We start from the raw sequence: 13,926 nt of genomic DNA on the forward strand, positions 1-13,926 counted from the left end.
GTAAGAACTGTAGCTCAATCAAAATATTTTATAAAAGATTAATTGAATTTTTCTTGCTTTTTTTGAGTATACTTCATATAATAAAATTATAGAAAATGTTCCCGCTTACTGATGGTGCGGGTTATAAATTATTCAGTGTGTCAAATGTTTCCGCTTACCGATGGTGCGGATTTATAAATTATTCGGTGCGAAAATCATGTCCCCACCCTTGTGGTGGGGATTTCTATTAAGGAGATTTATGGAAATAAGATCAGGCTTTCTTTATCATATTAAAGATTCTTTTTTCGATGATGTAAAAGATCATCATTAATGAGTAATAAAGAAAGGGGAAGTTACCGCCCCCACTTTCTTGCCATACAGGATACACAAAATTCAGAAATCTTTTGGATGGTTCCAGTAAGTTCGAAATTTAGCAAATACAAAAAAATCTATGAGTCACAGATACGCAAATACAAAAAATGTACAAAAATTGTATTAGGAAAATGTGGTGGATGGGACGCCGCCTACTTGATACAAAATGCATTTCCTATTATTCCAGACTATTTTGATCATATACATATCAGCCAGGGACAAGCATTAACGATACATGACACCACTCAAAAACGGATTATGAAAAACTTAAATTACAATTTACGATTACACAAACGAGGTGTTTCTCTTTTCTTTGCTGATATTGACCGTATCTATACATTAATGGAAACTTTAATCAATAAAAGGAAGGCTATATAAAATTACACTCGAAGCCTCATATATTATATAAATCTTATCTATAAAGGCGCAGCGTCCACCCGCTGCGCCAAAACTTTCTTTTAATTCCCCCGATTTAAAGGCGAGATTCGAACTCTGCCTTCCTACTTCTCCCCCGATATATACAGCTCCACCAGCTCGTCCCCGACCTGTCCTTGTATCTCTTCATAAAGCGGTTCACACACCTTGCGCATCTCCTCGAAGACTTCATCCGACAGTTCAATCACCTCAGTCCCCGACTCTTCCATGATCTGCATCCTGTCATCGACTCTCTCATCGGCCTGCTGCCTCGCGTAGGCCGTAGCAATCGCCCCCGCCTCAGTAATGATCTCCTGATGCTTCTCATCGAGCCCCTGGAAGAGCTCATCACTCACATACAGACTGATGTAATGCGGCAGATGATTCGTCTCCACCACATAATCCTGCTGCTCATACAATTTTCCTGAGACAATCACCTCACATGGATTTTCCTCCGCATCAATCGTATTCTGCTGCAATCCGATATAGACCTCACTGAATGCCATTGGGGTAGGATTGGTGCCCAGTGCCTGCCAGAAAGCAAGATGGTTTGCATTTTCCATGGTCCGTATCTTCTGGCCTTTAAAATCAGATAACTTCGTGATCTTCTTATTCGTCGTCATCACGCGGAACCCCTGGTCCGCCATGCCCAGCAGCTGATACCCATTCTGCTCGAATATATTCACGATCTTCTCATAAAATTCAGGGTTATCCACCGCTGCCCTCGCTTCTTCAATTGTCTGGAAAGCTACCGGCAGATCAAAAACTGCCATCTCCGGCATAAAGCTCACCTGTGGAGCTGTACTCTGTACGACAAAGGGAATATCCCCCTCCTTGCAGCTTTCCAGCAGTTCCCGGTCATTGCCGACCGTAGAATTGGGGTAGATCTCGATGTGCATCCTGCCATCGCTTAAGTTTTCCACCTCCTCGGCAAATTTCTCCGCAAAGACCTGTGTGACCGTATCTTCCGGGCTGCCTGTTCCGAGAGGCCATGAGTACGTCTGTACGTCGTCCTTACTTTCTTTTTCTTTCGCGCATCCCGCCATACAGACTGTAAGTAACGCTGCAAGAAGGATACAAAATACCCGCATTTTTTTATCTTTCACACGCCTTTCCTCCTTTACAATGCCAGGCTGATTGCCGGAATAAACGTAATGAGCATTAACGCAATCAGGAAAATGATGATCAGTGGAAATGCCTTTTTCGCAATGCTCATGACCGGAATATCCGAAAGTGAGCTTGCCACAAACAGGTTGACTCCGATCGGCGGAGTCACAAAACCGATTGCCAGGTTGATGACCATGACAATACCGAACTGCACCGGACTCATTCCGATCTGCACGATGATAGGCAGAAGGATCGGAGTCGTAATCAGGATAGCCGGGCTCGTGTCCATGACCATTCCAACAATTAACAGGAACAGATTAATCACAATCAGAATCACAACAGCACCTGTAAAGTTATCCAGGATCCAGCCGCTGATCGCCTGTGGCACCTGCATCAATGTGAGTACCCTGGAAAATGCTGTGGAAGCAATCAAGATAAACATCAGCGGTCCATATGTATGCACTGCCTCGGAGCAGATTGCGATGACATCCTTTATTTTCAGCGTTTTATAGATCACAATACTGACAAATAATGCATAAAATACCGAAATCACAGCTGCTTCTGTAGGAGACGCGATACCTCCGTAAATGCATCCCAGTATGATGACTGGTGTCAGAAGTGCCCAGATTCCTTCCTTCATCAGGTGCAGAAATCCCCGTTTTCTCAGGATATCAACCACTTCTTCAATCTTTTCCCGGTCCTCCCCGTATCTCCGGCAATAATAGCTGGCATACAGCATCAGAAGCACTGCAATCAGAATTCCCGGAACAATACCGGCCTTGAACAGCGCGCCTACGGATTCACCGGATGCCATGGAATACAGGATATAAGGGATGCTCGGAGGGATAATCACACCCAGGCCTCCTGCCACTGCCACGATGGCTGTGGAAAATGTTTTATCATATCCCAGATTGATCAGGATCGGAATGGTCATGCTTCCTACCGCCGCTACCGTTGCCGGAGCGGAGCCGGATATAGCACCATAGAACAGACACGTGATAATGACCGCACAGGGCACCCCTGCCCTTCTTTTCCCGATAAAATAGGTGAAAATATCAAATAATTTCCTGGACACACCGCCCCGCGCCATGATGATACCGGACAGTACGAACATCGGTATCGCCAGCAGCGGAAAGCTGTCCACACCGCCTAACATGGAGCGGATCACATAAGAAACACTTGCTGGAAAATCCGCATCAAATGCTCCCGGCAGGATCGATGCGATTCCCAGTGAGGAAGCGATCGGCAGGGAAATAAACAATAATATAATAAAGATCAGAAATACGCCTACTGCTGACATGTTTTCATCCCCCTCACCTTTTTGATTTCCAGATAAATCTTCTGGAGCAGCCGGAATTCCACCAGCACAAATCCCACAACAGGTGCTGCCTGCAGAATCCACATCGGCATTGCACAGGCCGGGCTTACCTGTCCACTTTGGATCGCGGTCACAAAATACCGGTAAGCCGCCGGGATCATATAGGCAAAGAACACAAATTCAATCAGATAATCCAGAATAAATATCGCTGACTTTGCCTTTCCTTTCAGCTTATCTGTCAGCTGTTCCAACCTGATCGCAATGGATCTCTGAACCCCAAACCCGATACTTAAAAAGCCGCTCCATACAAAAAGATATCTTGTAATTTCCTCTGTCCATGACAGGGAAAAGTTGAACAAATATCTGGCACAGATCTGCACTCCCATGATGAGCGTCATAATCATAAGAAGTCCGATCAGCACCGCCTCCTCAAAATACTGATTCAGCCATTTCAATATTTTCATAGAATCCTCCCATTCTGGCGGAGACTTTAACGTCTGTTTAGCCGCGTGAACTTTCCGTCAGTCTGCCGTAGCGCAGATTTACAAATAATGCCAGCACCACACCGATTATAGTAATCACGATATTCAGCATGATGACAGAAGCGGCTCCCTTAGAAGCCTGCATAGAACCGGCAAGTGACAGGATGGTGTAATTCGAAAGACTGGAAGCGATCATAATAATACTGGTGATCGTTCCTTTGATCGTCGGGAACAGGTCATTGACCGTTGCCGTTGCAAGCTGAAGCACACCTCCTGCTGCCGAATAACCGATCACAAATGCACCGACCTGGCAGATAAACGGAGTTTTTACCACATACACCGCAATCAGCATTGCCGCCGCAATTGCCGGGTAAATCGCCAGGAAACGGACCGGCAGGAACTTATTTACCAATATAGAAGTAATAAAGATCGCTGCAATCGTTCCTGCGGAATAATAAGTCTGCATTAAACTTGGATCTGCCATGTGAGCCACTTCTTTTCCAAAGGTCTGTGCACAGTTCAGCCAGAGCTGGAAGGTTGCGGTACAGGTAAACCCAATCACGATCAAAGCTACACTCTCCATGGTGAATTTTGCCTTTTTCAGGCTGCCCAGGAAAGAATCTGCCTTCCCTTCCGCCTTTTTATTCTCCGGCAGAGGGATCTTAAAGACCAGCACTCCGATTACCAGAATTGCCGCCGCAGACACATACATCAGTACAGAATACGGAAGGTTCGCTGCCGCCAGCGCTCCCATGATAAATGGAAGGATGAGCTGTGCCACAGAGATGAACAGTTTCGTCAGCATTGTCGCCAGTCCTGATTTTGGCTCCATAATCTCCACACAGGCCGGAATGACTCCCGTGTCTAAAAATGAGTTTGCTGCCCCGCCCAGGACTGCCGCAATATAAGCGACCGTCATATTCGGTGAAAATGCAATTCCAATGAAAAACAACGCATAAGAGGCAATTCCCATCAATGCACACGGTCTGCGTCCCATTCGGTCTGAAATTGGTCCGGAAAACGGCAGGGTGATCAGTCTTCCAAGCCCCAGTGCCGCTGCGACCATGGTCACCTTTTCCACGCCCGTCCCCCACTGTCCTGCCAGGAACTCCTTAATCACCTGCTGTCCCAGAAGCGAACAGCCGATTCCATGGATAAAAAAATTCAAATATAAAATAAATGCACTCCCCAGATATTTCCGGTTCGGGGCAGATGCTTTTGTGATATTCCCGCTCATATTCCTCTACTCCTCTTTAAACGTTTTCCGGGCGATGCAGTACATCCAGAACATATTTTAAATCAGCAATATCCAGTTGTCCAGGGGCAGATGTACGCGTGGTACTTCCAAATGTCAGTGCTGACCCGAAGATTTCACCGCTGATCCGGCTTAACTGTCCCAGCCACCCCATCGACATCGTGATCAGGGGGCCGTCAGCATGTGCATTCGCATACTGATTGGTCGCAGATAACAAAGTCAATACGTCCTCCGCATTCCTTGGCATCACGGCCACCTTCGGCACGTCCGCGCCCAGTTTTCTCATCTTGCACATCCGTTCCACGATTTCCTGATCATTTGGCGTCTTGTCAAAATCATGGTTGGAGATGATCACCGTTTTATTTCTCTCATGTGCATATTCACAGAACTTCTGGCAGACCTCATCTCCCATAAAAAGTTCAATGTCTAACAGGTCCACATCCCCGGCATCCGCCATGCGCTGATTCAGTTCAATATATTTTTCCAGTTCCATACTGTGCCCGCTGCCCTCGGTGCGGTATGTAAATAAAATTGGTCTGCTGCCCATTACATCACGCAGCCTGCTGCCCAGCCTCACAGTCTTCTCCATATCATCCGCCTCGGCAAAAAAGTCAGCCCGCCATTCAACCAGATCCGCTTTCGCCTCAACGGCAAGCCTTGCCTCTCTCAAAATCTCCTCTTCCTCTATGGCAGTGATCGGTACACACACCTTGGGGCGTCCCGCGCCCAGTTCCATATTCCTGATTTTAATTGTTTTTCTCATGCTTACCTCCTGCTTATGTAACTTAGGCTCGGTCATATCGAGCCTTAGTTACAAAGTACATCCTGTCGACTTTGGCTCCCTTATTTATTTGCAAGATATCCGTGTTTGCGCAGTACATTCAGGATATTATGTCCTTCCTGGACTCCTTCGATGATACGCCGCGCGCGGACACTGTCACCGATGTTGATGATTTCCACCTTACTGTCGTTACTGAACGTTTCCTCAATCTCTTCCAGAACCGGACTTAAGGATTTCATTCCCAGACAGACAAATCCGTAGTCAAATGTCAGTTCTTCGATACCGCCATCCGGAGTCTTCACCTCAAAATGGCTCTCGCACACTTTTGTCAATGCCGTCTTTGTCATTTCCCTGACACGGTATTTACTGCTGATTTCCTTCATCCGAAGCTTGCTGATCGGGTCTAAGTCCCTTCCGATCTGATCCAGCATCTCCACAATCGTCACATCTGCCCCTCTTGGAGCAAAGAACTCAACCACATCGAGGCCTACGGCGCCTCCTCCGATAACAGCCACTCTTTTCCCTTCCAGATTTTCCGGGAAACTCTCCAGACTGTCAATCATCCGCAGGATAGAGTACACCCTGCTTCCCTCCTGGTCAATCCATTCATGCAGCCCTTCGATCGGCGGGAGCAGCGGCTTGGAACCTGTCGCGTTGACGATGATATTCGGTTTCAGACATTTTACCAGCTTTCCAGTTGCTTCTGTCTCTGTAAATGTATAGAGATTCGGCAGTTTTTCCGCACGGTTGGTCAGATAGTCTACAAAATCATGAATTCTCCGTTTGTCCGGTATTTTGCTGATTTCAGAAGCCAGTCCGCCCAGCACATCCTTTTTCTCAATCAGGAAGGTCTGGCATCCTGCCTCGGCTACGGTACAGGCTGCCTCCAGTCCGGCGGTTCCTGCGCCGATAACTACCACATTACACGGCTTTACCACCTTCTGTGTCTTATCCTCCCAGCGGTTCACCAGCGGATTGACCGTACAGCGGATCGGGGTATTCTGTGCAAGCCGGTGTCCTGCACATCCGATATTACAGGAAATACATTTGCGGATGTTGTCTTCTTCACCGAATTCTACCTTATTGACCCATTCCGGGTCTGCAATCAGCCCACGGCCTATGCCGATAAAATCAGCTTCTCCTTTTTCCAGGATTTCCTCCGCACGTTTCGGGGAACGGATATTTCCAGTCGTAATGGTCGGTTTTCCAAAAGTCTCCTTGATTGCCCTGGACATATAGGAACGCCATCCGTCTTCCAGCTGGCAGCTGTCGATCTGGTATTGCAGGGAATTGTTCAGTCCTGCGGAAACATCGATGACATCCGCTTCCTCCTGGAAATAAGTCAAGAGTTCTTTCGTATCCTCCAATGTGTTGCCGCCTTCTGTCAACTCATCTGCACTGATTCTGACGAAGATCGGGAAAAATGGTCCCACCTGTCTTCTGACTTCTTCCATGACCATTTTAGCAAAGCGGGCCCTGTTTTCCGGGCTTCCGCCAAATTCATCGGTACGGTGGTTCATGGTCGGGGAGAGAAACTGGCTGATCAGATATCCGTGTCCGGCATGAATCTCGACTGCATCAAAGCCTGCTGTCTGTGCCCGCTTCGCCGCCTCACCGTATTTTTTAACGATTCCTTCGATTTCCTCTTTGGTCAGAGGTCTTGGGATGCATCCGCCCGATTTGGAAGGGACATCAGATGATGACACAGTCTGCATTCCAATCCGGCTCTCCAGGGCAGATGCCCCGGCATGATTGATCTGAATGGCAATGCAGGTGCCGTACTGGTGAACAGATTCACAGAGCTTATAAAGTCTGGGGATGTAATTATCATGGTCGATTCGAATCTGCGTGGTGCCGTTAGAGCCTAAAGGAAAGTCCACGCATGCATTTTCCACGATGATCAGTCCTACGCCGCCCTGTGCCCTCTGCTCATAGTAATCCATATGAAGAAAACTCATTTCTCCATTCTGCTCCCCATAGTTCGTGCCCATAGGCGCCATTGATATTCGGTTTTTCACTGTCATTCTTTTCACTGTGAACGGTTCAAATAATTTTGGATATTTTTCATGTTTCTTCATATCGATTACTCCTTCTTACGCTTCTTCTATTTATTCATCACACCCGTAGGGGTGAATGTCATAATGTCTAAGCAGCTTTAGTCCTTTTCTTAAATCCTGCTCATAATCATCGAATGTATTTGCCTCATAGGAAATGTATCCTTTATAGGAAATTGCCTTCAAGGTGTTAAATAACTGGCTGTAGTCAAATCCATCGTCCAGCATCGGAACACGCCTTTCCGGGAAAGGAAGCAGCGGATTGTCTACATGGACGTGCTTGATAAAATCTGCATACTCTACAATATCTGAATACGGATGTCCTCCCGCGATGAACCATCGGAAGTCTAACAGAGTCTTTAAATTTTTCTGTCCCAGCTTTTTCGCATATTCATAAGCCTGTGGGACACTTAAAACAGAATTGCAGATAGCATCTGCCAGAGGCTCCATCATGATCGTCACGTTATACTGGGACGCGATCTCACATAAAGTCACGATGAGCTGGTCATTCTTTTTCACGGCTTCTTCCCGCTTATCCCCCTCGGGAAGACTTCTCGTCTTCCCGTTTCCATAGACGAAATATCTGGCGCCCATTTCTGCTGTCCGGTCAACGGCCTTTTTCAGATATTCGGTGTAATACTTAAAATCAAAATCATCGTCTGCAATCACCACATCCAGGGGCAGGGGATTGTCAAATACTTCACTTGCCAGGCCGCTGTCCTTTACAAGCCTTCTGGCTTTTTGATATTCCTGGTCATCAAAGGACATGATTTCCTTAATGTGCAGTTCAATGCCATCGTATCCTGCAGCGGCGATCTGATCTGCCTCTTTTACAAAACCGAAATGGCTGGTCTTCATTCTCATCAGGCTGCCCCCTATTCTTCGTTAACTAAGATGATCTTCACATCTGTAGATTTACCGGATACAAGCTCTTCCATCTTCTTCTGTACCTGATTCATCGGAACAACGGACGTGATCAGTTTCTTTAAGTCGATTTTTCCTGATGTGATCAATTCCGGAATTTCATATAACTCGTCAACGTAGCAGTAGCTGCCTTTCAATTTCATCTCATGTGCGACCGCATATTTATACTCGAATCCATCCATATGCTCTGTAGCCATTCCAATCATCGCGATCTCGCCACCGTTTTTCACCATCTTCATACTGGTGTTTAAGCTGACTGCGATTCCGACACAGTCTGCACCGGCATCTGCACCTTTTCCACCTGTAATTTCCATGACCTTTGCAACTGGGTCCTCCTTGCCGGAGTTGATCACATAAGATGCCCCGCATTCCAGTGCCTTCTCAAGACGCTGTTCATTCAGGTCGATGCAGATTACATCCTTTGCACCCAGGCTCTTTAAGCATTCCAGAGCCAGAAGTCCGATCGGGCCGGCACCAAATACAGTCACCACTTTGTCCTTCACATCACTGAGCATCTTGACACCGCGCAGTGCAACAGATGTTGGTTCGAACATGGAGCCTTCTTCAAAGCTCATGCTGTCTGGAATCGGGATGAGCTTGTCGGCTGGAACCACCACGTAATCTGCCATGGCTCCGTCATAACCTCCTGCCGGCATTGTCGTTCCTGGTATAAAACGGTTCTCACACAGGTTCGGAAGCCCCGCCTTGCAGTCCGGGCACTCCCCGCATGGGATGTTGGGATATACCACGACTCTGCCGCCCACCGGGACGGAAGGGTTTTTCACATCCTCCCCGTATTTATCTACAATACCGGAAAATTCGTGTCCCATGACCAGCGGTGCGACACGCATGGCGCTGGTCCCTTTGAATCCGCCGCTGTCTGATCCGCAGATGGAGACTGCCTTCACCTTAATTCTAACCTGTCCTTTGCCCGGTTCCGGAGTCGGACGTTCCTGCTCTTCTATTTTAAATGGCTCTACATAGCAATACGCTTTCATAATGATTCCCTCCTACAGCTTAATTTAAAGCTTCTTTTACTGACTGACCTGCTGCTGTCCTGACAGCATGATATACCATTAAATGCTGATGGCTGCTTCTAATTTTCTCTGCCTATAATTTAATCTGAACCTTGATCTCTGTGTTCTGCGGATCGTTCAGGACATCGAATGCTTCTTTTCCTCTTTCCAGCGGGTAGGTAGATGTGATGAGGTCCTCCACATTCAGCCTGTTATCGGCAAGCATCTGTGCTGCCTCTTTCATCTCGCTTGTGAACATATAGCTTCCGAGAAATTTCAGCCCACGGCCTACGATTTCCATCGGATCGATTTCTACTTTTTCATGCATCAGTGCTACCAGTACGATTGTTCCGCCGTTTCTGACCAGCTCAAAGGACTGGTTGATGGAGGAACCTACTCCTGCCGCGATGATGACTCTGTCTGCTCCGTAGGAATCAGTCAGTTCTTTTACTCTTGCTACGACATCCTCTTCTTTCGCGTTGATGACCTCATCTGCTCCGACCTCTTTTGCCTTCTTCAGTCTGGTATCCAGAATATCGGAAACAATGACCTTTTCGACGCCCAGAGCCTTTAAGAATTTTACGATCAAAAGACCAATTGGACCGGCTCCGATCAGTACCACACTCTTTTCATCCTCTGTCATGCCTTTTTTCGCACACGCCAGTGTGACGCCGCACGGCTCCAGCATCGCCGCTGCTTCGTAGGAAACATTGTCCCCTACCGGAACGACCATCCAGTCAGGAACAGTCACATATTCTCTCATAGCTCCGTCTGTCTGCGTTCCGCCGATTGCAGTTCCCATACTCTTTCTGTTTCCGCACAGGTTTCCCTCGCCGCGTCTACAGAAAAAGCAGTCGTTGCACAGTACCATCGGATTGACGGTCACCTTCTGTCCCACTTTCAGATCCTTCACGTTTTCTCCCACCATGGTGATGTCCCCTGAGAATTCATGTCCCAGTACCAGCGGCGGTGCGAAACGGTCTGATGCGAAACGGTATGCCCCCAGGTCTGATCCACAGATGGATACCGTATTGATCTTGATCTGTACTTCCCTATCCTTAGGCATCGGGATGCTGCGTTCTTCCAGTTCTAACACTCCGGGACCCTGATAAACTAATGCCTTCATTGTCTCTCCCATTTTCCTGATCTCCTTCTATTTTTAAATATAATATTGTCTGGTTGAGAGTCTGCCTGAACATTCATGTACCTGACAGATTTCATCCGGGCTTTTCGTATCATGAATGTTCAGGCCGCTCTGTTAAGGCTCTTAGCAAGGCCAGGCGATTGTATAAATATGTTTTCCGCCCTTTGTAGGTCCTTTGAGCAGCTTTTCGATCTCTTCCGGGTCTCTCTGGCTCATGTATTTTGCATCCGGAAGGGTTCCGACCGGGCATGCCTCAAGGATATCGTGATGAAGTTTTACAAGGTAATCACATACTTTTTCAATGCAGGCTTTTGCTTTTGCAGGATCAGCTTCTGTTGCGTGTCCAAGAACGCCCTGAGGAGCGGTCACACACTCGATTCCTGCATTTCCGACTACACAGTGCCCTGGAATTGGGTTGCCGTAAATATCTCCGCCGCGATCAACGTGTCCTGCCGGCAGGATTCCGTGCACATCTGTGTCTTCTGCATGTTCCATGTCACAGTATTCCGGGAACAGTGCAAGGGAAATGCTCTGCTCTGCCTCACATGCATGCTGGAACGGTCTGTTGAAAGGTCCGCCGTGCTCTTTGTCCATCAAGGTCTGTGCCATCACACGTGGAAGATCTACAAAATAAATCATAGCAGGAACCTGATATTTTTTGCCCCATTCCTGGATAGCCACAGGAAGGGAATATTCCTGACCGTGCATGCTGATGAAGATCATCTTGCGGAATCCTGTGTTCCAGAATCCAGTGATAATTGCACGCAGATATGCCATAAACACATCGTCCGGAAGCGGAATCGTGCATGGCTGGCCGATGTGGTGGAATGGATGGGAACCATACCATACAGGCTCTGCCACTGTACAGCCGACTTTTTCTGCTACCATCTCAGCGATACGGGAAACAATAAATGTATCCTCTCCGATCGGGCCTGAATTTCCGTGATTTTCTGTGGAACCAACCGGAATGATGATGACATCGTCCTTTTCCAGTCTCTGCTCAACATCTCTCTTTGTCATTGTCTGATAATACATCTTCTTTGCGGACTCCATCTGTCCTTCATTTGGGAAACTCCATTCTGCCATTTTTAAATCCTCCTTGTAAAAACACTTTTTCATTTTTTCTTTTTATGAATAATGGATCTGGTCCACTATTTCTGAATTTGTAGGTAAAGCTGTATATCTCTTTATATCTGATTCTTTTGCTGCTTATTTCCCGGCCAGTGCCCTCAATCGCTGCTGATAGCTGTCTGTACCTTCGCCATGTACCAATTTTACGATTTTGGCTCCTGCATCCATAATTTTTTCAAAATTCATTCCAGTCTCAACGCCCATGGAATCCAGCATGAACAGGACGTCCTCTGTGGAAATGTTACCTGTTGCTCCTTTTATGTAAGGGCATCCGCCAAGTCCTGCAAGCGATGTATCGATCTTGTCGATCCCTGCTTCCATCGCGGCCACCACATTGGCAAGCCCCATGCCTCTTGTATTGTGCATATGAAGCATCCAGTCCATGTCTGGAAATGCATCTCTAAGGGCCATTGTTCTTTCATACACAAGCTTTGGTGTGCCAAGTCCTGCGGAATCAGAAAGAGAGATCTGCGTGGCGCCTGCATCCTGAAATGCTTTTACGATTTCCTTGATGAAATCAAAGGGAATCACACCCTCCCACTGGGATGCGAACGGTAGTGAAATCGATCCTGCGAACCCCATCTTGTTGTCTCTGGCGATCTGTCCTGATTCGGCAAAGGTCTTCATGGACTCCATTGGGGAACGTCCAGCCCCTGCTTTGTTATGTTCCATGCTCGCGGAAACATTCAGCTTGATCTTCTGGCATCCGCATGCCGCCGCTCTTCTGACATCGTCCGGAAGATATACGAGACCTCTGTACTCCACGCCTTCTTTCTTATGAAGCTTTTCGAATACTTTGTCGGTATCCTTCATTTTGTACATAGTCTCATAAGTGGAAAATGCTCCTACTTCGATGCTTCTGCATCCGGCATCCACGACTTCCTCGATGATACGCACCTTCTCTTCCACCGGGTAGATCTCCGGGGCTGTCTGGAATCCATCTCTGGTAACGACCTCGCAGAGGGTTACTTTTTTGGGTAAATTCATGTCTTCTTCTCCTCCCTGTCCTTGTTGCTTTCCATCTCTCTATGTGATATCACGTGGTTGAATTGATGTTTTATGATTCTTTTGATATTATGTGATGCATCACTTTGTTTTAAAAATATGTTCAGATGGTTTACATCCCAATCTGAACATATCCGTCTTTCATTCTCTCGACGGCAGCACTCGTATGCTGATACATACATTCCAGTGCCTCTTCATACTTTTTCTCTTCTACCAGTTTCAAAAACTTCTCGTGCTCTTCAATCGGCAGGCTGCTGTGTTCCTTCACGATCTTGCGGGAACCTACCCGGTACTGGCTGCGCACGCTTCTGTAAAAATCAGAGAGCTGCTTGTTCCTTAACAAATCGATCAGGTAGATGTGGAACTGTGCATCTACCTCTGTATAAGCCGAAATATCTTTCTTCTCCATCGCCCTCTTCTGCTTTACAATAAGAGACCTCAGTACCAGGATATCATCTTCCTCAATCTGATCGATAATCTTCGGCAGTACGAACTGCTCCACACACTGCCTGCTCTGGCTGATATTCTGTATTGTCTTCATATCGATCTTAGGGACCGAGAAGCCTGCACTGGAGGAAACCTCCAAAAGTCCTTCATTCTGCAGCTTGACAAGCGCCTCTCTTACAGGAGTGTAACTCAAACCCAGATCCTTGGCACTCTTGCGGACACTGAAGACTGTCCCCGGCTCGGCATCCATAATCTGTTCTTTCAGGCTCTCATAAGCCTGATCCTTTAATGTAGACATCTAATAAACTTCCTTTATCTGTTTAGTTGATTTCTTGTGATGCATCAATCATATCACCTATATCTTGATTTGTAAATCCTGCAAAACTTACAAATGTCTTTTAATATTTTTATGCATTATTAACAAAATTGGAGAGATAACCCTGATATTCTCCGTCTTTTTCATAACAATTATTGCTTCTAAAAAAACTGTATGCTAG

General features: G+C 46.9%; 13 protein-coding genes. 1 reads left to right on the forward strand and 12 read right to left on the reverse strand.

Annotated elements, in window-relative coordinates:
* Positions 1 to 309: 309 nt before the first annotated feature.
* Positions 310 to 729, forward strand: coding sequence for a type III toxin-antitoxin system CptIN family toxin (cptIN, locus tag HGO97_RS03515; protein WP_246597277.1), 420 nt, complete (start codon positions 310 to 312; stop codon positions 727 to 729).
* Positions 730 to 851: 122 nt separating this feature from the next.
* Here cptIN and HGO97_RS03520 read toward each other — a convergent pair whose 3' ends face one another.
* The 12 genes from HGO97_RS03520 to HGO97_RS03575 form a co-directional block, all read right to left on the reverse strand.
* Positions 852 to 1,856: a TRAP transporter substrate-binding protein gene (locus tag HGO97_RS03520; protein WP_216239843.1), complete on the reverse strand. Its 1,005-nt coding sequence runs from the start codon at positions 1,854 to 1,856 to the stop codon at positions 852 to 854.
* Positions 1,857 to 1,885: 29 nt separating this feature from the next.
* Entirely contained in the window at positions 1,886 to 3,172 is a 1,287-nt protein-coding gene (locus HGO97_RS03525; protein WP_216239485.1) for a TRAP transporter large permease, read from the reverse strand.
* On the reverse strand, positions 3,160 to 3,654 hold the full coding sequence (locus tag HGO97_RS03530; RefSeq protein WP_216239487.1) for a TRAP transporter small permease: 495 nt from the start codon (positions 3,652 to 3,654) through the stop codon (positions 3,160 to 3,162). The genes HGO97_RS03525 and HGO97_RS03530 overlap by 13 nt, the downstream gene beginning before the upstream one ends.
* Before the next feature lie 37 nt (positions 3,655 to 3,691).
* Positions 3,692 to 4,909, reverse strand: coding sequence for an MFS transporter (locus tag HGO97_RS03535; RefSeq protein ID WP_216239489.1), 1,218 nt, complete (start codon positions 4,907 to 4,909; stop codon positions 3,692 to 3,694).
* Between the two features lie 16 nt (positions 4,910 to 4,925).
* Complete coding sequence (aroD, locus tag HGO97_RS03540) at positions 4,926 to 5,690, reverse strand: type I 3-dehydroquinate dehydratase (protein WP_246597278.1); 765 nt, start codon at positions 5,688 to 5,690, stop codon at positions 4,926 to 4,928.
* A gap of 80 nt (positions 5,691 to 5,770) precedes the next feature.
* Entirely contained in the window at positions 5,771 to 7,786 is a 2,016-nt protein-coding gene (locus HGO97_RS03545) for an NAD(P)/FAD-dependent oxidoreductase (protein WP_216239493.1), read from the reverse strand.
* Positions 7,787 to 7,816: 30 nt separating this feature from the next.
* Positions 7,817 to 8,626: a sugar phosphate isomerase/epimerase family protein gene (locus tag HGO97_RS03550; RefSeq protein WP_216239495.1), complete on the reverse strand. Its 810-nt coding sequence runs from the start codon at positions 8,624 to 8,626 to the stop codon at positions 7,817 to 7,819.
* Positions 8,627 to 8,637: 11 nt separating this feature from the next.
* Positions 8,638 to 9,684: a zinc-dependent alcohol dehydrogenase gene (locus HGO97_RS03555; protein WP_216239498.1), complete on the reverse strand. Its 1,047-nt coding sequence runs from the start codon at positions 9,682 to 9,684 to the stop codon at positions 8,638 to 8,640.
* A gap of 112 nt (positions 9,685 to 9,796) precedes the next feature.
* The gene (locus tag HGO97_RS03560) at positions 9,797 to 10,840 is read right to left on the reverse strand and encodes a zinc-dependent alcohol dehydrogenase (protein WP_216239500.1); all 1,044 of its coding nucleotides are present in this window, start codon (positions 10,838 to 10,840) and stop codon (positions 9,797 to 9,799) included.
* Between the two features lie 129 nt (positions 10,841 to 10,969).
* On the reverse strand, positions 10,970 to 11,932 hold the full coding sequence (gene iolN, locus HGO97_RS03565) for a 3-dehydro-scyllo-inosose hydrolase (protein ID WP_216239502.1): 963 nt from the start codon (positions 11,930 to 11,932) through the stop codon (positions 10,970 to 10,972).
* 123 nt (positions 11,933 to 12,055) lie between these two features.
* Positions 12,056 to 12,964, reverse strand: a complete 909-nt coding sequence (locus HGO97_RS03570; RefSeq protein WP_216239503.1) for a beta/alpha barrel domain-containing protein — start codon at positions 12,962 to 12,964, stop codon at positions 12,056 to 12,058.
* Between the two features lie 130 nt (positions 12,965 to 13,094).
* The gene (locus HGO97_RS03575; RefSeq protein WP_216239505.1) at positions 13,095 to 13,727 is read right to left on the reverse strand and encodes a GntR family transcriptional regulator; all 633 of its coding nucleotides are present in this window, start codon (positions 13,725 to 13,727) and stop codon (positions 13,095 to 13,097) included.
* Positions 13,728 to 13,926 lie beyond the last annotated feature (199 nt).

It is taken from the genome of Faecalicatena faecalis, from assembly GCF_012524165.2.
In the GTDB taxonomy this organism is placed as follows: domain Bacteria; phylum Bacillota; class Clostridia; order Lachnospirales; family Lachnospiraceae; genus Faecalicatena_A; species Faecalicatena_A faecalis.

Coding starts and splice junctions, on each gene's coding strand:
- cptIN (WP_246597277.1), top strand. CDS start 310: ATGAGTAATAAAGAAAGGGGAAGTTACCGCCCCCACTTTCTTGCCATA.
- HGO97_RS03520 (WP_216239843.1), bottom strand. CDS start 1,856: ATGCGGGTATTTTGTATCCTTCTTGCAGCGTTACTTACAGTCTGTATG.
- HGO97_RS03525 (WP_216239485.1), bottom strand. CDS start 3,172: ATGTCAGCAGTAGGCGTATTTCTGATCTTTATTATATTATTGTTTATT.
- HGO97_RS03530 (WP_216239487.1), bottom strand. CDS start 3,654: ATGAAAATATTGAAATGGCTGAATCAGTATTTTGAGGAGGCGGTGCTG.
- HGO97_RS03535 (WP_216239489.1), bottom strand. CDS start 4,909: ATGAGCGGGAATATCACAAAAGCATCTGCCCCGAACCGGAAATATCTG.
- aroD (WP_246597278.1), bottom strand. CDS start 5,690: ATGAGAAAAACAATTAAAATCAGGAATATGGAACTGGGCGCGGGACGC.
- HGO97_RS03545 (WP_216239493.1), bottom strand. CDS start 7,786: ATGAAGAAACATGAAAAATATCCAAAATTATTTGAACCGTTCACAGTG.
- HGO97_RS03550 (WP_216239495.1), bottom strand. CDS start 8,626: ATGAGAATGAAGACCAGCCATTTCGGTTTTGTAAAAGAGGCAGATCAG.
- HGO97_RS03555 (WP_216239498.1), bottom strand. CDS start 9,684: ATGAAAGCGTATTGCTATGTAGAGCCATTTAAAATAGAAGAGCAGGAA.
- HGO97_RS03560 (WP_216239500.1), bottom strand. CDS start 10,840: ATGGGAGAGACAATGAAGGCATTAGTTTATCAGGGTCCCGGAGTGTTA.
- iolN (WP_216239502.1), bottom strand. CDS start 11,932: ATGGCAGAATGGAGTTTCCCAAATGAAGGACAGATGGAGTCCGCAAAG.
- HGO97_RS03570 (WP_216239503.1), bottom strand. CDS start 12,964: ATGAATTTACCCAAAAAAGTAACCCTCTGCGAGGTCGTTACCAGAGAT.
- HGO97_RS03575 (WP_216239505.1), bottom strand. CDS start 13,727: ATGTCTACATTAAAGGATCAGGCTTATGAGAGCCTGAAAGAACAGATT.